The 21724-nt window shown below is 36.4% G+C and carries 19 protein-coding genes; 8 read left to right on the top strand and 11 right to left on the bottom strand.

Going from position 1 to position 21724, the window contains the following annotated elements:
• Window position 1: 1 nt before the first annotated feature.
• The 6 genes from LG402_RS17740 to LG402_RS17715 form a co-directional block, all read right to left on the bottom strand.
• A complete protein-coding gene (locus tag LG402_RS17740) occupies window positions 2-688 on the bottom strand; it encodes a hypothetical protein (protein WP_227336061.1) in 687 nt (228 codons plus the stop codon).
• 66 nt (window positions 689-754) lie between these two features.
• Entirely contained in the window at window positions 755-1354 is a 600-nt protein-coding gene (gene ecpA, locus LG402_RS17735) for a common pilus major fimbrillin subunit EcpA (protein WP_227336060.1), read from the bottom strand.
• A gap of 1019 nt (window positions 1355-2373) precedes the next feature.
• Complete coding sequence (gene dhaM / locus LG402_RS17730) at window positions 2374-3822, bottom strand: dihydroxyacetone kinase phosphoryl donor subunit DhaM (RefSeq protein ID WP_166540066.1); 1449 nt, start codon at window positions 3820-3822, stop codon at window positions 2374-2376.
• A 41-nt stretch (window positions 3823-3863) separates the two neighbouring features.
• Window positions 3864-4496, bottom strand: a complete 633-nt coding sequence (gene dhaL, locus LG402_RS17725) for a dihydroxyacetone kinase subunit DhaL (protein ID WP_109410221.1) — start codon at window positions 4494-4496, stop codon at window positions 3864-3866.
• Window positions 4497-4525: 29 nt separating this feature from the next.
• Complete coding sequence (gene dhaK / locus LG402_RS17720) at window positions 4526-5590, bottom strand: dihydroxyacetone kinase subunit DhaK (RefSeq protein WP_227336059.1); 1065 nt, start codon at window positions 5588-5590, stop codon at window positions 4526-4528.
• A 262-nt stretch (window positions 5591-5852) separates the two neighbouring features.
• Window positions 5853-6113, bottom strand: coding sequence for an ogr/Delta-like zinc finger family protein (locus tag LG402_RS17715; protein ID WP_023582814.1), 261 nt, complete (start codon window positions 6111-6113; stop codon window positions 5853-5855).
• Window positions 6114-6688: 575 nt separating this feature from the next.
• Here LG402_RS17715 and LG402_RS17710 point away from each other — a divergent pair.
• Together LG402_RS17710 and LG402_RS17705 are read left to right on the top strand one after the other, a co-directional pair.
• Window positions 6689-6991 carry a phage holin family protein gene (locus LG402_RS17710; RefSeq protein WP_109410219.1) on the top strand — a complete coding sequence of 101 codons (303 nt, stop codon included), beginning with the start codon at window positions 6689-6691 and terminating at the stop codon, window positions 6989-6991.
• A 74-nt stretch (window positions 6992-7065) separates the two neighbouring features.
• The gene (locus LG402_RS17705; RefSeq protein WP_166540064.1) at window positions 7066-7263 is read left to right on the top strand and encodes a hypothetical protein; all 198 of its coding nucleotides are present in this window, start codon (window positions 7066-7068) and stop codon (window positions 7261-7263) included.
• Between the two features lie 26 nt (window positions 7264-7289).
• On the opposite strand, the gene LG402_RS17700 is transcribed toward LG402_RS17705, so the two are convergent.
• The 4 genes from LG402_RS17700 to ecpA (LG402_RS17685) form a co-directional block, all read right to left on the bottom strand.
• Window positions 7290-8861 (bottom strand): fimbrial protein, encoded by a 1572-nt coding sequence (locus LG402_RS17700; RefSeq protein ID WP_227336058.1) that lies wholly within the window; start codon window positions 8859-8861, stop codon window positions 7290-7292.
• 13 nt (window positions 8862-8874) lie between these two features.
• Complete coding sequence (locus LG402_RS17695; protein WP_227336057.1) at window positions 8875-11385, bottom strand: CS1-pili formation C-terminal domain-containing protein; 2511 nt, start codon at window positions 11383-11385, stop codon at window positions 8875-8877.
• Between the two features lie 24 nt (window positions 11386-11409).
• The gene (locus tag LG402_RS17690) at window positions 11410-12096 is read right to left on the bottom strand and encodes a hypothetical protein (protein WP_109409172.1); all 687 of its coding nucleotides are present in this window, start codon (window positions 12094-12096) and stop codon (window positions 11410-11412) included.
• A gap of 72 nt (window positions 12097-12168) precedes the next feature.
• Window positions 12169-12768: a common pilus major fimbrillin subunit EcpA gene (gene ecpA / locus LG402_RS17685; RefSeq protein ID WP_227336056.1), complete on the bottom strand. Its 600-nt coding sequence runs from the start codon at window positions 12766-12768 to the stop codon at window positions 12169-12171.
• Between the two features lie 1621 nt (window positions 12769-14389).
• On the opposite strand from ecpA (LG402_RS17685), the gene LG402_RS17680 reads away from it, so the two are divergent.
• The 6 genes from LG402_RS17680 (at window position 14390) to LG402_RS17655 (ending at window position 20430) form a co-directional block, all read left to right on the top strand.
• Complete coding sequence (locus tag LG402_RS17680; protein ID WP_166539622.1) at window positions 14390-15325, top strand: ABC transporter permease; 936 nt, start codon at window positions 14390-14392, stop codon at window positions 15323-15325.
• Window positions 15326-15330: 5 nt separating this feature from the next.
• Window positions 15331-16191, top strand: coding sequence for an ABC transporter permease (locus LG402_RS17675; protein ID WP_109409169.1), 861 nt, complete (start codon window positions 15331-15333; stop codon window positions 16189-16191).
• A gap of 1 nt (window position 16192) precedes the next feature.
• On the top strand, window positions 16193-16987 hold the full coding sequence (locus LG402_RS17670; RefSeq protein WP_166539621.1) for an ABC transporter ATP-binding protein: 795 nt from the start codon (window positions 16193-16195) through the stop codon (window positions 16985-16987).
• Between the two features lies 1 nt (window position 16988).
• A complete protein-coding gene (locus LG402_RS17665; protein WP_166539620.1) occupies window positions 16989-17921 on the top strand; it encodes an ABC transporter ATP-binding protein in 933 nt (310 codons plus the stop codon).
• A gap of 28 nt (window positions 17922-17949) precedes the next feature.
• On the top strand, window positions 17950-19572 hold the full coding sequence (locus LG402_RS17660) for an ABC transporter substrate-binding protein (protein ID WP_227336055.1): 1623 nt from the start codon (window positions 17950-17952) through the stop codon (window positions 19570-19572).
• Window positions 19573-19662: 90 nt separating this feature from the next.
• Complete coding sequence (locus LG402_RS17655) at window positions 19663-20430, top strand: class I SAM-dependent methyltransferase (protein WP_227336054.1); 768 nt, start codon at window positions 19663-19665, stop codon at window positions 20428-20430.
• A 75-nt stretch (window positions 20431-20505) separates the two neighbouring features.
• Here the strand turns inward: LG402_RS17655 and tet(H) are convergent, their stop codons facing one another.
• Window positions 20506-21708: a tetracycline efflux MFS transporter Tet(H) gene (gene tet(H), locus LG402_RS17650; RefSeq protein WP_264484594.1), complete on the bottom strand. Its 1203-nt coding sequence runs from the start codon at window positions 21706-21708 to the stop codon at window positions 20506-20508.
• Window positions 21709-21724: the final 16 nt, after the last annotated feature.

The raw sequence follows: 21724 nt of genomic DNA, 5'->3' as shown, positions 1-21724 counted from the left end.
ATTAATTTATAATAATAAAATCGTCGTTATGCCAAATACCAACAGTTGATTTTTTACTTTGAACATCCACTTGCTTTAACTTGACACCAAGACCTGGCATGACGTAATAGCGTTCACCACAACGATTATTTTCGTTTTTTGTCACAGCATCTGGCATGCAATCACCTGTAGCGACGGTACGAAACGAGCTATTTCCTGTGTTGTAGACAATGCGAGCATTTTTATCGAAACGGTAATCGAATTTTTCTTGGCGAGGAGCAACCACTAAAATGGTGCTTATCATGGCAGACGTTGTTGCCGTTGCAGCTTTTGCACTTTGCGTTGATCCCGTTTCAGTCACCGGATCGTCACGCCACACTAAGCGATAGTAACGTTCTTGATTATCACTAGGGCCTTTATAGAAAATTTTAAAATTTTCTTTGGTTTTGCCGGGCAAAATTAAGTTTGCTGGTGAGATCAAAATCTCGTTATTGACTAAAGGGAGCACTTTTCCATCTTCTAAAGGTGATGAAATACGCTCAATAGATAATCCGACTAAACGTGCCTGATCGACATTATTTTCAATTTCTTTGGCAAGAATAGTTTGGTCAGATTGCATAGTTTCGGTAATGGCACCGACATGAATGGCTGCTGCAAATTGGCTATAAAAAACCAAAGGACTCAAACAGGCTAATATTATTTTTTTCATAGCGAATCCTTGAGGGAGAGCGAAAATTCGCTCACCCCTTAATTATTAAAAAACTAACTTTATGGCTTATGGAGTTGAAGTGAAGTCGCCTTCCCAAGTTGCAGTAAACTGAACTTTAACGTCACCATCCCAGTAACCATCAGCTAAATCAGAGAATTTAGCATCAGTACCAGCAATTTTTGCGGAAGCGATATTGAAGGTGAATTGGCTTTGGCCACTTACACGATCTTTACCGTTGTAAGCACCCTCTTGTGCTAAGAAATCAAGGCCAGCAGAAGTACCTGCTGCTACGTCAACCATTGTGGTTTCTGTAGAGTTAGTTAATTCAGTGCCATTCCATTTAACACCAACAGTTAATTCACTGTTATCAGATGCACGCGTTAATTTATCGGTGATGATTTTTGATGTCAGTTTGAAGTCAGTTGCTTTTTCTTGACCTTGGATTGTGATATCGAAAGCACCATCTTGAGAGTTAAACGCTTTAATACCTTCTGCATAATAGAAAGTTAAAGATTTTAATGGTGTAACCACTAACATACTTTTAGTATCTTTGTATGCTTTAGCATCCCATGAAGCAACAGCGCTTGCTTTACGAGTATCAGCTTGAGCAAGAGTAGTTGCACCCATAATAGCTACAGCAAGAACAGCCAATGTCAGCTTTTTCATAAAATATCCTTTGATGATTATCTATAATAGATTGCTTTTATCTTTCTATTAATGAAAGAAATTAAATACACTGATACATTCTTAAAATAAAAGAATTTCTCTTTAAATAATTTCAAGAAAATATTTAAAGAATAACTCTTTTATTGATTGGTTTGAGGTGGGTATTATTAATGTCTTTTATTAAGCCTCCATAAATAAAAAGCTTATTCTTTATATTTAAATAAAATCAATCTGATTGTTATTTAATGTGTTTGTTTTTTTAATTTAGATATAAATATAATTAAACATTATTTAATAGAATTAATTTAAACAATATAGGAAAATAAAGTGATAAGAATAATCCTATAAGTATTTTTTCTTAATTTTAATAAGTAATAAAATCTTATCAATTGTATCTATTTTTAACGAAATTTAGTTATTTATATGTTTATTTAATTAATTTATCTTATGCTTTATGGCTTTTTATAATATTTATTATTCAAAATTTTTAGTTTTTTTTGTATAAATACATTCGATAATAGACTATGCGTGTTATTTTATGCTGTTATGTTTTGTTTATTGGGTTATAGCTCTAATTATGACGATAAAATTACATGTTTACTCATTTTTTGAGTTACGTTGTTTTTTATCTATAAAGTTTTTATATTTCCTATAAATTAAAATTAATAAACTATCTAATTACGATTTGTATTTTTCATTCAGAGTGAAAAACAATTGCTTAATGTTTATTATACCGTCAAAAGAATATCATCATTAAAGGATAAGTTATCTTTTTTGGATGATATAAAAAAGATTTAAATTACAAGTTAATTATATATTGGTATTAAAGGAAAATTAGAAAATAGTAAATTTATTTTTATAGAATGGTTTGGATTTCTTATTTTAAAAAGGAAATAAGAAATGATCTTTATCAGGTTGCTAGTTAGTTTTTTACGTTGTATTAAAGGTAATCGTGTTATTTCGAGGGTTTACCCGCACATGATAGTGCGGGTTTTTTATGTAGTTAATTTAAAAAGAGGTTATGGTGCGATCGATTCAATAATCAGTTCACCTTTGTTTATATCTAGTTTTAGTTTCTGGGATTCAGTCACTTTTAATAGTGCAGGCCCTAAATTCACTAACATTGGTAAATGCATTTCAGTGGCTATAATGGCGCTGTGAGAACGACTATCACCTTTGGCTAAAGCAATACCAACTAATGGACTATCAGCTAATTGGATTAAGGTGGAAGGGAAAAGCTCGTTAGCTACCAAAATAGCCGGTTGTGATGGTGTAAATGCAGGGCGTGTTTTATCTTGCAATTGATAGAGGACTTGATTACGCAGATCACGGAGATCAAGTTCACGTGCCCGTAAATAAGGATCAGTAAGTGCACAATAAAGCTGTGTTCTCTCTTGCATTTCATCAGACCAGCTTTGTTGTGCGTTAATCTTTTCTTCTTTAATACGATCAACTACAGATGTGATTAATTCATCATCATCTAACATCATGATATGGCCATTAAAAATAGCCCCAATATGTTCACCTAAGGTTTGATTGGCTTTTTCTGCATACTGTTTTAGAACGTTTAATGTATTTTTGATAGCATGATTAAATTTGATGATTTGAGTGTCAACATCTATTGATTCAGACAAATTTTCTACGGGCGACAATTCAGTTTCGTGCCAAATAAAAGCTGGAGCTTTAATTTGGGCGACAGGGGTTAAAATGCCTTTTAAGGTTGTCGTGTCAGAGTCAGAAGGGAGCTCTTCGCCAAAGCCATTTTGAGCGAGCTCAAGAAAGGCTGCGATTGCTTCATCTTCTTGCTCACCAGAAGCAATTAGTGTTATTTCATCACCTTGGCGAATTTGTATTAATGAGAGTTGATTTAAACTCAGAGGATTAATTCGTCTATCACCTTTAACTAATTGATAATCAGAATGAAAGGTAGAAAGTACCTCTACTAAGGTGGCAGCAGGTCTTACATGTAAACCATGAGGATTACGCACGACCCAGCTTGCCTCTTTACCTTGGATTTTGACGGGAGCATTAATATCATTTTTAGGCTGGACGAAGTTTTCGCCAAGTTGAATTTTTTTGGGGTATAACGAGTTTGAAGCTTCTTCAATAACTTTTTCTAAAGAAGCGCCAGAAGAAGCGGCAACAACTGCTGCAAGTGTACCTTCAACTAATGGTGCAGAGCAGAGTGTCACTTTTTCAGCGAGTTCAGGATCAAGTAATTCAATCGCGGTTTCTGCACTTAATATTGCACTGCCTAAATCCATCATCACAACAATTGATTGTGCTTGAGAAAGCGATTCTATCGCCGTCATAATTTTAACGGCATCAGTACCAATTGCATGTTCTTCATCGTTGATACCTGCGGCAACTGCAAGTTGGCAATGAGCCGGATTAAGCATCTGACTGGCAAGCTCTGCCACACCATCAGCGAGATGTTTACTATGAGAAACAATAACAATATTTATCATGGTAGACCTTTATTGGTTGCTTGTATTGGTTTCTTGGTCAGTTATGCGTTAATGCTATTTGCAAGGGCTTGTATCATTAGCACAACAGATGCACTACCGGGATCTTTATGCCCAATACTGCGTTCACCTAAGTAGCTTGCTCGCCCTTTTCGAGCTTGCATTGGAATGGTATTTTCAGCGGCTTTTTCGGCCACAATGTGTGCTTGATCAAGGGCTTCTTTGATAGAAAGGTTTTGCTCATTAGATTGTTTTAATGACTCAACTACAGGCCACCAAACATCACACATGGTTTTGTCATTGGGCTGTGCTTTTCCTCGGCTCACAATACCTTCTACACCTTCAGTGACCATTTCAACAAGTTGATTGAGTTCTAAATTTTGTAATGAAGCTGTCGGTTTTGCGGCACGAATAAAGAAGGTACCAAAGAGAGGCCCACTTGCTCCGCCAATATTTGAGAGTAACGTCATGCCTGTGGTTTTAAGGATCGTACCAATATCTTGATTTTCAAATTCAGGCAGTTTTTCAAGCACCTTTCTAAAACCACGATTCATATTTAAGCCGTGGTCGGCATCACCTATTTCACGATCTAAGTCTGTCAGATAATCACTATTTTGTTCAAAAAGTGATGCACATTGTTCTAACCAAAGAATGATTTGAGTATGAGTTAAAGCCATTTCGTGTTCCTTTTTTTGTCATTAAAAACTTATTTCACCATCGCCGGTGTATTAACAGGTGCATCCCATAAGGTAAGTAATTCGTTATCCACTTTTAATAACGTAATGGAGATCCCTGACATATCGAGCGAAGTGCAATAAGAACCAATTAAAGAACGTTCGATGGTTAAGCCGAATTTTTCACAGCATTGGGTTAAACGGTTATAAACACCATAAAGTTCAGATTGTGGTGTGGCACCTAGGTTATTAACTAAAACAATGACACGATCGCCAGATTTTAAAGGCTGTTTTTCCTGATTTTCATCGATCCAAGTGCCGTTTTCACGATCCCAATTACGGATCACCCGTTGATAGTGGCCATTTTCAATTAAGGTATTAAACATGGCATCAACGGTATCATTCAGTGAAGTAAATTTACGGCGATCAATACCTGGCTCGCCATGGATCCCAACACCAAATTCCATTTCATTTTCAGGTAAAGTAAAAGAAGGTTTTCCTGCCGCAGGCACTGTACAGGCTTCCAAGGCAACACCGATAGAAAAACCATTGTTATTAATGTGATGGCCTAATTTAACCAGTTTATCAAGAGAGTCGCCTCTTTCAGCTGCCGCACCCAGTAGTTTTTCAATTAATACGGTATTGGCAACACCACGACGTCCTGCGGTATATAAGCTATCTTTTACTGCCACATCATCATCAACTAATATTGTGGCAATTTTTACACCATCGTCATGAAGCAGTTCTGTTGCCGTTTCAAAATTCAGCACGTCACCCGTGTAGTTTTTTACGATCATTAAAACACCTTCACCGCTATCAATCTCTTTGGCGCAGTCATACATTTTATCTGGTGTTGGTGATGTAAATATTTCACCTGGACATGCACCATCGAGCATACCTTTACCTACAAAGCCGGCATGCATGGGTTCATGCCCGCTTCCGCCACCGGATAGCAGCGCAACTTTACCTTTTATCGGAGCATCTTTTCGCGTGACATAAAAAGAAGAAGGATGAAGTTTGATTTCAGGATGGGCCTTTGCAAAGCCTTGTAGTTGTTCAGATAACACGTCATCAACTCGATTAATCAGCTTTTTCATCTTAAATGCTCCATTTGAAATTTGTGTTTAGTCTTTAAACCAGAAATCAATTTTCTGGTCTATGCGGCTGACAAATTATTAAGTAAAGGATAGGCAAACACGTGGTGTTTGTATTATTTAAAACATAAGAATTATTTTCATTTAGTATAAAAATAAATCTACATCATTTATCTTTCTATAAGAATAGGTTAGTCAAATAACCTGCCAGAATGGGAGCAAGATCATAAAAATAAATGAAAAAGAGAGTATCTGATCGTGATGGTTACATGCCTTGCAAAAGAGTGAGTGCTTTCTCTCGCTGCTCTGGAGAAAGGTTTTTAATAACATCTAATAACAATGTATCTTTGTTTTTTGCGCTTGGCATAAGAGTATGGCTAAACGTGAGATTTAACACAAAGGTATGTCCACATTCAGGATCACGACAAGCACAATAGAGATCGGATAACTCTTTGTGTTTACGATTACTTTTCTTTATAAGCGCTTTTTCACCGCATTCAGGACAAAAAATAGTTAACACACGCATCTCATTTTTCTCTTTGTTATGGGTATATTTAATACCTTCTATATTAGCTGAAATTTGTATTATAACCAGCCTATTTATTGTTTTTTTATATAAATACTTGTTTTTATGCCGTTTAAAGAGGCTTAAAACAAGTTTATTTGTTTTTGTTAAGGTGAATAATTCGGTTATTGTCGGTTAAGAGTTGATAGCCGAGGTTAACCGAACAAACTTACTAGCCTGAAATACAAACTTTGTAGATAATAGCTTCACGTTAAATCATACGGAGATGAGCAACATATTGAATTTATTATTTATTTATTTTGTTGGTTTTCAGTGTGAGTGAATAATTAGACAAGGATGTCTATCGTAAATTAACAAGGAAGTTAGCAGTAATATAACTGAATAGCTTGTTGTTTATCGCAAATGGATATTGCGCATAGTTGAAATAAAAGGAACTTATGTTACCTCAATCAGGATTTATTCAGTTACACAGGGTTGTGGTTGCTGCTAATTCTTTACAGATTATCTGATGAATGTTGGGAGGTGAGGGTTCTTTTTACAGTTAAATAAAAAGTGATCAGAGATGAGGTGTATTCATGGATGAATATGACAACACATTAATATCGTTGGTGATCGTAGGCGCATTTATTGCATTAGGGAAGATGCTCGTTGCGAATGAAACAATGACATTAAGATTGTTCATCGGCAAAATTATTTTAGGCTCTGCAGTTTCTGTTGTTGCTGGTGCGCTGCTTATTTTATGGCCTGGAATTAATTCTGTCGCAGTAATGGGAATAGGCTCTGCGCTCGGTATTGTGGGTTATCAATTAGTCGAAATCTGGTTACGTAAGCGAGGTAATCAATTTTTTTCAGGAAAAGAAAAAGATGATACCAAGTAAAAAGTGCAACACATTTTCATCATAATAAAAGTCGGTGAAGTCAATTTTGTCTCGAATGACTAAGGAGTTAGGTCATGTCCAACACACTAGCGGTATATGCATGGATTGCACTAATGGCGTTTAGTTTGGGTTGGATTGCTCAAGGATGGCATCGAGATAATATAACGTTAGAACAGCGGATGTTAATAACGGCAATCGAAGATCAAGCAAGCATGGATGCTTGCTTTGATCTTCAACTTTTTCCTTATGTATTAGAGGAAACTCATCCTTAATAGAAATAAAAAAACGCTTATTTCACTTAGTGAATGTCAGTCCCTGACCATTCTGCAAATACATTGACATAACCACGGGCTTCTACCACGCCAATCCAGTCTTCACCTTCCATTGAGAAAAGTGAGGCGCTTTCATTCATTGGAAAAGTCAGTTGCAAATCAGTACGATAAAAATACCCTTCTAATTGGTAAGGATAAGGCCATGTGGTTTGTGTCCATAGCGCATCTTTAATGGAGATAGGCACATTATCGCAAGCTGCTCGATTTTTGACTTTAGAGCCACTGGCATCGGTATAAGTCAGATAAGCAGAAAAGGGGACATTCATTTTTTTATCTTTGGAGCTAAATAAGCAATAAGATTGACCTCGGATTGTTGTTTTAGGTCCTTCAACCGCCGCAGTAATTTTATTTGCTTGGCGAAATGCACTGGTCGTGACGATATAGTCAAATGTTAATGGTGGTTCTTTATCACCCACTTTTCCTTCTCTATAAGGATTGTTGACTAATTCTTTAGAAACAATACTAATCCCATAATCACGAGGCTTGATAATTATCGTGTTCGAAGGAGTAAATTCATAAAATCCTGATTGAGGCACCGCAGTATTGGTAAAACTAAAGGTAAATAAATCTTGGCTCTTAGAGAGATCAACGTTGTTTTTAATTAATTTTTTGAAAAAGCTTTTTGTAAAATGGACATAAACACCTCCATCGCCAGGAGTGACTAAATAAGAGGCAATGGTTGGTGAAGAGTAATAAAAGGTTCTTGATGTAGGGGTTGCTGAAAGAAGAATATCACTTGCTGCTGGCGTAAATGATAATGTCGTTGTATCTACTTTCATCGCCAGTCTCATAACATTTAAGCTTTCACCGCTTAGCTCATAATCGACCATCTTACAGACAACATTATCGCCAACAATTTCACAAAATTTAGAGCCTAAACCTAATACGGCATTGCCTTCACTATCGACAAAAATCTCTTGTAACGCATTGGTTGATTTTAGTCTTATATGCCCTTTTTTGGTAATTGCAAAACTTTGTTCAGTCACTCTACCGTTTACAGAGCGACATGTTTGACCTAATGCAGGGTTGTAGTCATCCTTGGTATAGCAGAAAAAATAACTAAAGTTTTCTATACTACCAACGGGTAGAGTTTGCATATATTGATAAAATGAATCAGAGAATATCGCCCTAGGAATACCCGCTTCACCACCATGAGTATTCATATAAGCACGATACATTCCATTGCTTAAAACCTGTTCAGGTCTTTGTATACCATCAGAAGGACAATCTCTATATGTTCGCCAGCAGCGGTTGCCAATAAATGGCATTTTAATTGGAGAGTTTTCTAACCAAATATCAAAGTAATTATTGATAGGCACTACGCCCGTATATCCCATGTAACCTAAACTAAGCTGGTCACTACTATATTTGGTAAAAACGTTAGCACCACTAAAACGGGGGTCCGTTTTTTGCGGTGTAATAAAATATTCGTTATCAATATTGTTTTCAATAAAAACAATATCATTGGTGTAGGTTACTGCATTACATGTGAATGTAGTAAAAAGGGCAAGTATTAATAATAGGTAATGTTTGAACATTATATGCTTTCCTTTAATTCCTGTTTACCAACGTAGTTTGCGGATCACAAATTACATCACCCACCCACAGCACACCCCGAGCTGATGACAAATCTAATTCAGCCTCACAAATTTGTTTATCATCTTGTTGTAATGAAATCACTGGGTAGCGTTTATCAACATCCATCGCAAATTGACCTTGGTGGTCAGTTTGAGTGCGACCGATATGGTTACGTACCTGCGCACTGGCTAACAGTGTGCCATCAGGCGATTTCATTCGACCAAATACGGTAACCATTTGTTTTAGTTCAGGTTGATGTACTGCAACGTTACCCGGATAAAGCACTACGTTTTTCACTCGACCTGAGGCGATATCAAAGCTATCTTCACTGTTTTTGTCATTGAGTAATTCGACCTTATATTCTGCGTAAGGAGAAAGCGGAATAAAGTTATTGCTGCCGGATAAAACAAAACGTTGACCATTGACGTTGGCGGCAATTTGCCCTTCACCATCAATGCCTGTTTTCACGATCACCCCAGATGTTTCTTGTTTACCACTGGCAGAGAAGTTCATATCACTATATGCCAATGAACCTCTAGCGGTTAACGTAGTATTTAAACGGTCATTATTAGGGCGACTCATGGTTAACGTACCTGCGCTGTATTTGGTATCGAACGAGCCGTAACCGCTGACAGAGAAATCACTGTCAGTACCATCTTTATCATGTAATAAAGTTGATACTGATAAACCTGCGTTGCGAATAGCGGAATCTTCAAAGCTTTTCGATGCAGATAACTCGCCACGCACATTACCATTACTAGAAGAAACGCCGGCACTAAGCCATGTTGCGAGTGGTAATGAAAAATCCAGTGTGATGTATTTTTCGTTAGTGCTACTCTGGTTATCATAGTGATAACGTTGAACACCGGTACGCAAACTCATGCTGCCATAACGACCTGTATAAAGTGTAGTAGCATATTCAAAGTTGTTCGATTTGTTTTTATCGCGTAAATCTTTGGTATAGGAATAGGTAAATGATCCGGCATATTCCCAAAATTGAGTCAAATTGAGGGTGGTACCAAAAGAGTAATTATCAGAGTCATACATCGGGAAATTATCTTTGATATTCGCTTTTTCGCGATTAACCCATAAAGCACCAATTCCTTTAGGTAAGGAGTAGTTAGCCGTAAAAATATTACGGTTACTACCATCTTTAGCAATTAATGACTGCCAACTAGTTGAGAGTGTATCTGTTAATTGTAAATTACTATTGGTTTCTAATACGGCAGTATTATCAAATGCATATGCCGAACCTTGTAGATTTAGGCCAGAAAAAACGCCTAATGTAATGGCACCTGCGCCCCCAACTAAGACCGTATTATCGCCACTGGTTGTACGATATTCATTATTGTTATTTTTAATCCGTTTTTTGTAATCGACATAGCCTGAGAATATTTCCCAACGAAACTCATTTAATGTTGCGCCTCGCATATTGAAGGTTTTATTCACTGTTTGAGCTTGTTTGGAGTGAACCTTACCGTCAATAACGACTTCGACTTCGACTTGATAAATACCAAAAGGGAGTGGCGCGGTATCAACTTCAAAGCTTCCCATTGGGAAGTTTTGAATACTTAATAATTTACCATCACGATAAACACGCACTTCACCAGCACTGGGTAAAAAGACGGTGATAGGTGTTAAAGAGAGCTGTGAATGATTGACCTTGGATGAGGAATTGTTGCCGTAGGTAATACCGTAAACTTTACTGCTATTGAGCGCCGACATAGAGGCGATAGATTGTAAGTTCCAAGTATTTAATAGACCAAAAGCAAAACGGCGACCATTAAAATCACGCTCAAACATAGCACGATAAAAATCAAAAGATTGCTCTGCGGTGCCTAGGCCATAAGCCGTGGCACTAAGATTCAAATGGTTTTCAGCAAAACTCCAGATACTATCAAGTGAAAAATAATTATTGGTGTTATCTTTTTGCTGTTTCATTTGGTTGTTATAGACACCTAAATTATAGGTGGTGACAGAGGAAATATTATCAACCGTTGATTTTCCTAACATTTCCGAACGTGCTTTGACTTGCGTGGCAAGACCCGCCTCATTAACATCTAACGACATGATAAAGGTACTTAAATCAAAATTAAGTGTCGCATCAGGGGAAAGCGTTATCTTGTTATTTTGATCGAAGGGCTTATCTTTAAGCTCATTTAATGATTGAACAAGCTGTTCATTGATAGAAGCCGTTTGTGTTTCACCTTCATCAAGTGTGGGGGTCACAGAGTTAATGGTGATTTTATTATCTTTAAGCACTACCAACGCATCTGCAATTTTATTACGACTTTGTTCTTCTAAAACGGATTGTTCAGAAAGATCGTAACGCAAATAGACAGGGATCGTCATTCCTTCTTCTAATGCTGTGGCAAAGACACTAGGAATAATATAGTTACCTATCTTTAAATTGGTGGGTTGGCTATATGTATTCTCGGACAATAGGAACATAGCAATACCTAGTGCCACCACAGATTTGCGCACAATAGATCCTTATGAAATTAAAATTTAATTTACAATAATAAAATCGTCGTTATGCCAAATGCCGACAGTTGCTTTTTTACTTTGAACATCGACTTGTTTTAGCTTGACGCCAAGGCCAGGCATAACGTAGTAGCGTTCACTACAGCGGTTATTTTCGTTTTTTGTTACAGCATCTGGCATGCAGTCACCGGTGGCGACAGTGCGAAATGAACTATTCCCCGTGTTAAACACTACACGCGCTTCTTTATCAAATTGGTAATCGAATTTTTCTTGGCGAGGAGCAACCACTAAAATGGTGCTTATCATGGCAGACGTTGTTGCCGTTGCAGCTTTTGCACTTTGCGTTGATCCCGTTTCAGTCACTGGATCGTCACGCCACACTAAGCGATAGTAACGTTCTTGATTATCACTAGGGCCTTTATAGAAAATTTTAAAACTTTCTTTGGTTTTGCCGGGTAAAATTAAGTTTGCTGGTGAGATCAAAATCTCGTTATTGACTAAAGGGAGCACTTTTCCATCTTCTAAAGGTGATGAAATACGCTCAATAGATAATCCGACTAAACGTGCCTGATCGACATTATTTTCAATTTCTTTGGCAAGAATAGTTTGGTCAGATGGCATAGTTTCGGTAATAGCACCGACATGAATGGCTGCTGCAAATTGGCTATAAAAAATCAAAGGGCTTAAACAAGCTAATATTATTTTTTTCATCATGGATCCTAGAAGGAAGAGCGAAAATTCGCTCATCCTTTATTATTAAAAGATAATTTTGTGGATCATAGACTATGGTGTAGTAGTGAAGTCGCCTTCCCAAGTTGCAGTAAACTGAACTTTAACGTCACCATCCCAGTAACCATCAGCTAATTCAGAGAATTTAGCATCGGTACCAGCAATTTTTGCAGATGCGATATCGAAGGCGAATTGGCTTTGGCCACTTACACGATCTTTACCGTTGTAAGCACCCTCTTGTGCTAAGAAATCAAGACCTGCAGTTGTGCCTGCTTTAACATCAACCATTGTGGTTTCTGTTGTGTCATTTAACGCAGTGCCATTCCATTTAACACCAACAGTTAATTCGCTATTGTCAGATGCGCGGCTTAATTTGTCAGAGATGATTTTTGATGTCAGTTTAAAATCAGTTGCACCTTGTTGACCTTGGATAGTGATATCGAAAGCACCGTCTTGAGTATTAAACGCTTTAATACCTTCAGCGTAATTGAATGTTAATGATTTTAATGGTGTAACCACTAACATACTTTTAGTATCTTTGTATGCTTTAGCATCCCATGAAGCAACAGCGCTTGCTTTACGAGTATCAGCTTGAGCAAGAGTAGTTGCACCCATAATAGCAACTGCAAGAACTGCTAAGGTCAGTTTTTTCATATTGAAGTATCCTTTGTTGATTATTTTCACAGCATAGTGTTTTTAAATAACAGAGAGCTTTTCAACTATATTCAGTTATTTAGGTATTTAGTTATTTGATTGTTTATTAGTTAAATGCTTATTTAAAATAAAATTTAAATATACTCATTTTAAATAAAACATATTTATCTAATGGAACGTATTTTGAAGTTTGTGAATATCTATTTTCTTTATTTCTATTAATTAATATGCAAAAGAAGTAATGAATCAAAGCCAGAATATGCATTCTTTTCTTGATTGTTCGTTTATTTACAAACTTGATGTGAGGTCAATTTTACGAATAAAAACATTAATTAGGATAGGATTAATCTCATAGGGTTTTATGCTAAAAAAACAAATCATAAGCATTTTTTAACTAAAATTGCGTATTTTTACTCTAAGCGCGAGTTTTTTTTCGATAATCAAATAAAAAATTTTATATGTTAATAAGTAATTAACGTTATATAAAAAAACATTTTTTTACATTTGTACACTTTTTTACACCATTGAATTCATTTATTAAGAAATAATTAAATGAAACTCGTCTTTTTTGGACTTGTTTTGGTGGTTTGTACGAAAAATTACATAGCAGGAATAAAAAAATTAGAACTATTTTTAGTAATCATCTAAAAAAGACTAACCTATATTGATCTAAAACAATATATAATGGTCTTTGCAAGTAATTCTTATTTGAATAGAACTAAACTTAATAACAACATTATTTTGTTTTTATCAATTTAACGATTAAACAATGTAAATAAAAAGTAAAAAAATAATAAAATATTTGTTTTGTTACTTGAATAAATATAGTTAAAAAATTTATCATAAGATAACTATGTAATCAAAATGCGCTATATACAATCTTATATAAATTATAGTGTTTATAATGAAGATAGATTATTAACTAAAAATAGCATTTTTTAATAAAGCCAATAGCTGAATTGATGATGCTTTTCTTGTTATCGACTTTCTTTATTTTTTATTTAGCCGAAAATAAATAAAAAGGTCTAGTAATCGAATAATGTAGAAATAGCAAATACTGCTTTTGAATGTCAGTGTATTTATATCAATTTTATTTCGTCATTTAATCGTATTTAATAGAGATAAAATTGACCATTTAGGGGAAACTTTTTTCTTTTAATTAATAATAAATTTCATAATAATAAAAATTATTTTCTAATAAATTATTTTTATTGATAAGAATTGTTAATATTTAATTGTTCATTCTTTATTGATATCTTTTGGGATGACTATCATTTCTTTCATTTAAACAGATGTTAAAAATTAATAATGCTATTTTAAAATTACTTTATACTTATTTCATTCTATGATGTTTGTTGTAATTCATTGATTTAAAATGACATAAATAAAATCTAAATAAAGTGGTGTTATTTCTAAACTTCAAAATATAATTTTGATTATAATCACTTTTAAAATATAAATAATTATCTTTGAATGTTATGTAATATAAAAATTTTATTTTTTATTTTTATAAAGAAATTGAATAAATAACGTGTTATATCAATAGTTCGTCAAAGATTAATCACTATACTTTGGTTTTAAGTTATTAAACGCCAACTCTATCATTATAATAAATCATAAAATGAACTTTAAACGCTTTATTTTTAAACGACTTATCCAAGTTGTTCCTATGCTTATTATTGTCAGTATATTGGCATTTATACTAAGTCATATTTCAGCAGGTGATATCGCAGAAATTACCTTACGAAGCAAAGGGATCATTCCAACTCCTGATAGTATTGCAGCGGTGAGAACAGAGCTTGGATTAGATAGACCTTTGTATATTCAATATTTAAGTTGGTTAGCACATACCTTACAAGGTGATTTTGGTACCTCTATTCAATCAGGTTTGCCTGTTAGCCAAGAAATTATGGATAGGTTTCCTGCAACGTTAAAATTAGCATTGGTGTCTACACTCTTTGCTATCATTTTATGTGTTCCTATCGCATTAGTATCGGTCCGTTTTAAAGATACACCGATTGACCATGGTATTCGTTTTTTAACGACAATGGCTGCGACCTTACCTGATTTTTGTCTCGGATTATTATTGCTGTATATCTTTGCTATCCAGCTACATATTGCTCCTGTTATTGCTGGTGACAGTATGCAAAATATTCTCTTACCCGCTTTAACGCTCAGTGCTGGTTATGCTGCTATGTATACCCGTATTTTACGTAATAACTTAATTGAGGTGAGCTATACAGATTATATTCGAGCTGCAAGGGCGAGAGGGCTGGGTAAAACAGCAGCCCTTTTTCGTCATGGCTTAAAAAATGCCGTTTTACCTTGTATTACGTTAATTGGCGTGAACTTTGGTAAGTTGTTAGGTGGGCAATTTGCGTGTGAAACCATTTTTTCATGGAATGGTATTGGTAAATTTGCTGTAGACAGTATTCGCCTTAAAGATTTACCGGTTATTCAAGGTTATATTGTTGTTGTGGCGGTGACCTACATTGTTATTAACTTATTGATCGATGTGTTGTATGTGTTTATCGATCCAAAAATAATGATGGAGTGATCGCGATGCAACTGAATTTCCTACAGCGATTCTTACAACAACGTTTAGCTATGACAGGTGTTGTGATCATTCTATTTTTGGTTATTTTGGGGATCTTTGCGCCTTATTTAGCCCCTCATGATCCTTATCTGACTAATGTTAAATTGAAACTAATGAGTGCCAGTTTTGATTATCCCCTAGGAACCGATCAATTAGGGCGTTGTGTCTTTTCTCGCTTAATTTATGGTATTCGAACCAGCCTTTCTACAGCTGTATTAGCTACGGCATTGATGCTCAGTATTGGTATTCCGTTAGGAATTTTAGCGGGTTATGTGGGAGGTAAAACGGATAACTTGATCATGCGTCTTGTTGATATAGCCTCAACATTTCCATCAAGTTTGTTAGCATTGGCAGCCATTGGGATCACTGGCCCTAGTTTAATGACAATTTTATTGGTCTTTATTGCTCTGTGGTGGGCGCCTTTTGCCCGTATTATTCGAGGCTCTGTTATTGCTTTAAAAGAGAAAGATTTTATTCAAGCCGCCGTGTCTGTCGGTTCGCCTCATCGCCGTATTATCTTTCATCACATTATTCCTAATGCTATGTCATCCATTATTGTTCTTGCCACATTACGTATTGCGGCGGTTATTACCCACGTTGCGGCGTTTTCATTTATCGGTTTAGGCTCACAACCGCCCATTGCGGATTGGGGGGTGATGTTAAGTGATAGCCGACAATATATGACGCAATATCCCATGATGATTATCTATCCCGCACTCGCCATTATGTTGTCAGTTTGGGCATTGAATATGATTGGTGAAGGGTTAAATGATGTCTTACAAAACAATGCCAAAGCCTTAGATTTGAAAAAACAGGAGGAGATTTAATATGTGTATTAAACCTGTTTTATCCGTCAAAGGGCTAACAACTGTTTTTCAGCAACAAAAGAGTGAATTTGTGGCGGTGAACAATATTAATCTTGAGCTCTATGCTGGAAAAATAACAGCACTGATTGGTGGATCAGGAAGTGGGAAATCAGCCACTGCACTCTCTTTAATGAATTTAGTGGATAAACCTGGAAAAGTTGTCTCTGGTGAAATCACCTTATTAGGTGATGTTATTTCGAATAAAAGTGAAAGACAGTGGCGAAATATTCGTGGGCAGAAAATTGCCATGATTTTCCAAGAGCCAAGAAGTGCCTTAAATCCTACCATCAAAATAGAAAAACACTTTGCTGAATCACTATCTCCTTTATGGCGAAAAAAATCGAAAACAGAAAAGCGGCAACGATATAAAGATATTTTATCTCGGCTTGGATTAAGTCATGCAGATGAGTTGTTAAACAAGTATCCATTTGAGTTAAGTGGCGGTATGTGCCAGCGCATTATGGTGGGGATGGGGTTGTTATCGGAGGCGCAAGTGGTTATTGCGGATGAGCCAACGGCTTCTTTAGATCTCACCACGCAAGCCGCTATTTTATATGAAATTGATCGTTTGAAATCATTAGGGATCGCGATTTTGCTGATCACTCATGATCTGGGCATTGTGGCACAAATGGCTGATAACGTTTATGTGATGTATCAAGGTGATATTGTGAGTTCAGGCAGTGTGTCTCAACTTTTTGATGAGCCTCAACATGAATATACCCAGCGTTTATTTTCAACAATAAAGCAGGGGGAATAAGATGCCATTAATCGAAGTAAAAAATCTCGCTAAATATTATCAAAAAAAAGGGATCACGACCTGTGCCGTCGCTAATGCTTCATTTTGTATTTATCGGGGTGAAACGTTGGGTGTTGTGGGAGAGTCTGGATGTGGAAAAACAACGCTTGGTAAATTATTACTGAAATTAGAACAAAGTGATAAAGGGGTTATCACCTTTTCAAAGCAAGAGATCACGCATTTTAGTTTTAAACAAATGCGTCAAATTCGCCAAAATATGCAAATGATCTTTCAAGCCAGTGCAGATGCGTTTAATCCTTATTTTACCGTAGAACAAATTATTGCTGAGCCACTTATTAATTATAAAAATCTGACTCGCCAAGAGCGACAGCAACTTATCGGTAAAACATTAGAATTAGTTGGATTAGACGGCTCTTTTTTATCAAGACATTCTGATGCGCTTTCAGGTGGGCAAAAACAGCGTATTGGTATCGCAAGAGCATTAGTGCTGGAGCCAGAATTTGTGGTGTGTGATGAAATTGTCTCTAGTATTGATTTTGCGTTAAAACAGCAAATACTGACGTTAATTAATACACTTAAAAAGAAATTACAACTCACTTATCTGTTTATTTCTCATGATATTTCTGCAGTTAACTTTGTGAGTGATCGGATTATTGTGATGTATCTTGGTCATATTGTTGAAGTTATTCCTAAAATGGATAACTGTGTTCAACATCCTTATAGCCAGACTTTATTGTCTGCAGTATTGCCAACTCATCCTTCACAACGCACACCTTTTAAGCAACAGATCTACACCGATGCACCCAAAACACAGACAGGTTGCCCTTATTACCATCGTTGTTTAAATCGGCAAGATATCTGTAAGCAACAAAATCCTCCTTTGATAGAAATTGCATCTGACCACTGGGTTGCATGCCATAAAATAACGCATTAATAACAATAAGATGGAAAGAGAAAAGAATATGTTTAAACAATTAATACACCGAACTTTATTGGTTGGTTTTCTTTCAATAACAGCATTAACGGGCTGTAATGATGAAAAACCAACAGAAAACACCACTCAAGTTGAGCAGAAAAAAGAAGTCGTTGTTGCTATTTATCGTGATGGTGCGATGAATATGCTTGATGCTGCCAGTTATAACGGACCTCATTTTGTCTTTAAAATGATTTATGACGGTTTAACAGAAGATGGTGGTGAAGGTCAGATTATTCCAACATTAGCAACTAGTTGGGATATTTCAGAAGACGGCAAAACCTATACTTTTAAACTGCGTGAAAATGTGAAGTTTTCAGATGGTACCCCGTTTGATGCCGATGCAGTTATTTTTAATTTAAAGCGTTGGGTGAATAATCCTCGTTATAGCCAAATTACCGCCACATTAGTGGACTCAATGGAAGCCATTGATAAACATACGGTGCGTATTACTTACAAAAATCCTTCTTATCCTATTTTAATGGAAATGACCTATCCTCGACCTGTACGTTTTTTAAGCCCAGCTTCGTTAGGTGAGGATGGTAAAACCTTTACGAAACCAGTCGGAACAGGCCCTTGGATGCTAGAAAGCTATGAAAAAGATAAAAGCTTTACACTGGTACCAAATCCTTACTATTGGGGCGAAAAACCAACGTTAGATCGCATTATCTTTAAAGTTGTTCCTGACGGTCAGGCACGTGTTTTTGCCTTGCAAAGTGGTGAAGTCGATATTATTGGCGGTGATTTGATTGGAAAAATTCCAATGGGAAATATTCAGGAATTGGAACAAGACAAAAAGTTTGAGACATTTACTGCGGATACGCTAAGTTCTCACTTTATTGCCTTTAATCAACGGACTCCTGAGTTACAAGACAAGCGTATTCGCCAAGCAATTAACTACGCTATTGATAAAAAAAGTATTGCAGAAGATCTCTTTAACCATATTGGTAAAGAGGCGACTGGTATGTATCAATCAGGAGTACCTTATGCTAATGCAAAAAATAACTACACCTTAGCGGGGGATAAAGATAAAGCACAGGCATTATTAATTGAAGCAGGATATAGCAAAAATGCCCAAGGTATTTTTGAAAAAGAGGGTAAGCCTTTATCGTTTTCTTTCTTACTGACAACCGATGAATTCCCTGAATGGAAAACCCTTGCGGAATTTATTCAAGCGGAATTAGCGCAAACGGGTATTCAAGTTAATTTAAAAATACTCGACCGTAATGGTTATACCCAATCTACATTGGAATCGAAAGATTTTGATATGGCTTTAATGCGTACCGCTTCTGACTCATGGATGCCTCATAGCTCTATGCTTGAGATCTACGATATCCAAGCGAATAATCAGCAAGCTAAAGCATGGTATGACGAAAATCTCTCTGCCATGATTTATAAAACCTTAGCGACATTAAATGAAGAAGATCGCCAAAAAGGCTATGACGGCATTATGACTTTTATTAGTGAAGAGGCGATCACTGCACCGGTTTATCACCCCGTCACCAATTTTGCAATTAATCCTAAGAAAGTGGCTAATTTTGAAGTCGGCGTGAACAATTACGCACCTGTTGCGTGGGAAAAACTCACTGTACCTCACACATCTGAAAAATAGTCTCTACGGCGCTCTTAGCTATCTTTATAAGATCTTTGCAGCGCCATGATTTTGTTTATTCATTTTAGTTTACATACTGATAGGTTTGTTATGCAGGACTCAAAAGATAAATTATTAAAAAATTGGACAGAGGGTGCTGAAAATTACAGTAATTTGATCCAACTAGAATTAAACGGTTTTCAGCGAGAAGCGTGGCTGAATATTATTCATGAATATTGCGGTCAACAAGGCAAATTAAAGGTACTAGATGTAGGAACGGGCCCTGGTTTTTTCTCTATTATTATGGCGAAAGCAGGACACAAAGTGACGGCAATAGATTGCACAGATGCGATGGTTGATGCTGCGAAGAAAAACTTTGAAGCCTACCACATTGATGTTGAAGTGATGCAAGGGGATAGCCATTGCCTACCTTTCCCAGATGATCACTTTGATTTGGTGATTAGTCGTAATGTGGCATGGACGTTATTAGATGCAAAACAAGGTTATAAAGAGTGGTTACGTGTCTTAAAACCGGGAGCAAGAACACTGATTTTTGATGCTAACTGGAATCGCTATTTATTTGATGAAGCCTTAAATCAGAAAAACAGTGAAGATATTGAAGCCTATACCGCACTGTTTAATGAAAAGCCTGCAGGTTATAGCGATGCGATGCTCGATTACCGTAAAAGTATGCCAATGTGTCAAAAAATTAGGCCTCAATGGGATCTTGATACATTAGTTACCCTTGGTTATTCAGAACTGACTTGTTTAACCAATATTAATGAGCGAGTGTATGATGAAAAACGTAAAGTCCTTTATCGCTCAACACCGATGTTTATGATCGCAGCCAGTAAGCCTTGGGTGAAAGTGACTTATTAATTGCGATAAAAATAAAGTCCTATCAACGCGATTAATAGTGGATAGGACTTTTATGATTTTTATAATTTTTTAGTACTAAGAGGCTGAAATAACAGTTTTAGGTGTGACTTTTCTTTGGTGATAATAAGCAGTAATCAGCAACATGGCATAAAATATTGCTCCCATCAACCATAGCAAACCATCCCAATAAGCGATGCTATAACTATAAATAAAGGCAAATAAGAGTGGGCCAATAATCCCCGTGATATTGGTTAAACTGACGAGTGTGCCTTGCAGTTTCCCTTGAGCATTATCATCGACAGATTTTGATAAATAGCCTTGTAATGCCGGTTGTCCCATTCCTCCCGCGGCCAAGCAGATCAATGCGGGTAATATCACCCAAACTTGGCTTACCCACGCTAATAATAAACAGCCCATCATATCAATAGACATACTGATCATAATGGTGGTTTTTTCGCCCCATTTCTGCGCTAATTTTCCAGCAACAACGGCCTGAAAGAAAATATGTAAGACACCCAGAGCTGCCAAAGACATACCGACCGATGTCGTATTCCAATCAAAACGGTATTGTGTAAATAACACCCAAATTGTGGCAGGGATTTGACCGATAAGTTGGATGATAAAATAGGCTGCCAGCCAAAAATAAAGGCTTTTCTTAATAAATCCCGTGACTGAATTTGATGTGGTTTGGTTTTCTGGCGTGTTATTTGTAACAAGCGCTTCTCTTTTTTGTGTTTCACGGAAAAAGAGCAAAGAGAGTATTAATAATATTGAGTGTGAAATAGCCGCAAAGATAAATGGCGTATGAGCAGTTATTTCACCTAATAGCCCACCTAACATAGGGCCAATAATCAGGCCAACCCCAAAAGCACCGCCTAAAAAGCCAAAATAACGAGTTCGATTTTTAGCAGGAGTAACATCGCTCATCGCTGATGCACATACAGCACCTGTTGCACCGGTGATGCCCGCAATAATACGCCCAATATAGAGCATCCAAAGCGTCGTTGAGAATGCCATTAAGAGATAATCAAGTGCTGCACCTAAAAGGGAAAATAGCAAGATAGGTTTTCTACCGTATTTATCAGACAGCCGCCCTAAAATAGGTGCAAAAATAACCTGCATGGTAGCATAGAGCGCTAATAGCACACCGTAATGAGTTGCAAGTGAATTTTCACTGACAAATTCATTTAATAGCGTAGGGAGTACTGGCATGATAAGCCCAATACCAATGGCATCTAATACGGTTATCAGCAGTATAATAATAATTGATTTATTCATTGAGATCCTAAAAAAT

Origin of the sequence: Proteus sp. NMG38-2 (genome assembly GCF_020640995.1) — a bacterium.
Classification (GTDB): domain Bacteria; phylum Pseudomonadota; class Gammaproteobacteria; order Enterobacterales; family Enterobacteriaceae; genus Proteus.
Note: the sequence above shows the minus strand (reverse complement) of the source record. Positions and strands in the feature narration are given on the sequence as shown.

Excerpts from the sequence above, each read along its gene's own strand:
- ecpA (WP_227336056.1), bottom strand. The coding sequence starts at position 12,768 with ATGAAAAAACTGACCTTAGCAGTTCTTGCAGTTGCTATTATGGGTGCA.
- LG402_RS17700 (WP_227336058.1), bottom strand. The coding sequence starts at position 8,861 with ATGTTCAAACATTACCTATTATTAATACTTGCCCTTTTTACTACATTC.
- LG402_RS17740 (WP_227336061.1), bottom strand. The coding sequence starts at position 688 with ATGAAAAAAATAATATTAGCCTGTTTGAGTCCTTTGGTTTTTTATAGC.
- dhaM (WP_166540066.1), bottom strand. The coding sequence starts at position 3,822 with ATGATAAATATTGTTATTGTTTCTCATAGTAAACATCTCGCTGATGGT.
- LG402_RS17710 (WP_109410219.1), top strand. The coding sequence starts at position 6,689 with ATGGATGAATATGACAACACATTAATATCGTTGGTGATCGTAGGCGCA.
- LG402_RS17665 (WP_166539620.1), top strand. The coding sequence starts at position 16,989 with ATGCCATTAATCGAAGTAAAAAATCTCGCTAAATATTATCAAAAAAAA.
- ecpA (WP_227336060.1), bottom strand. The coding sequence starts at position 1,354 with ATGAAAAAGCTGACATTGGCTGTTCTTGCTGTAGCTATTATGGGTGCA.
- LG402_RS17670 (WP_166539621.1), top strand. The coding sequence starts at position 16,193 with ATGTGTATTAAACCTGTTTTATCCGTCAAAGGGCTAACAACTGTTTTT.
- dhaL (WP_109410221.1), bottom strand. The coding sequence starts at position 4,496 with ATGGCTTTAACTCATACTCAAATCATTCTTTGGTTAGAACAATGTGCA.
- LG402_RS17660 (WP_227336055.1), top strand. The coding sequence starts at position 17,950 with ATGTTTAAACAATTAATACACCGAACTTTATTGGTTGGTTTTCTTTCA.
- LG402_RS17690 (WP_109409172.1), bottom strand. The coding sequence starts at position 12,096 with ATGAAAAAAATAATATTAGCTTGTTTAAGCCCTTTGATTTTTTATAGC.
- LG402_RS17680 (WP_166539622.1), top strand. The coding sequence starts at position 14,390 with ATGAACTTTAAACGCTTTATTTTTAAACGACTTATCCAAGTTGTTCCT.
- dhaK (WP_227336059.1), bottom strand. The coding sequence starts at position 5,590 with ATGAAAAAGCTGATTAATCGAGTTGATGACGTGTTATCTGAACAACTA.
- LG402_RS17675 (WP_109409169.1), top strand. The coding sequence starts at position 15,331 with ATGCAACTGAATTTCCTACAGCGATTCTTACAACAACGTTTAGCTATG.
- LG402_RS17715 (WP_023582814.1), bottom strand. The coding sequence starts at position 6,113 with ATGCGTGTGTTAACTATTTTTTGTCCTGAATGCGGTGAAAAAGCGCTT.
- LG402_RS17655 (WP_227336054.1), top strand. The coding sequence starts at position 19,663 with ATGCAGGACTCAAAAGATAAATTATTAAAAAATTGGACAGAGGGTGCT.
- LG402_RS17705 (WP_166540064.1), top strand. The coding sequence starts at position 7,066 with ATGTCCAACACACTAGCGGTATATGCATGGATTGCACTAATGGCGTTT.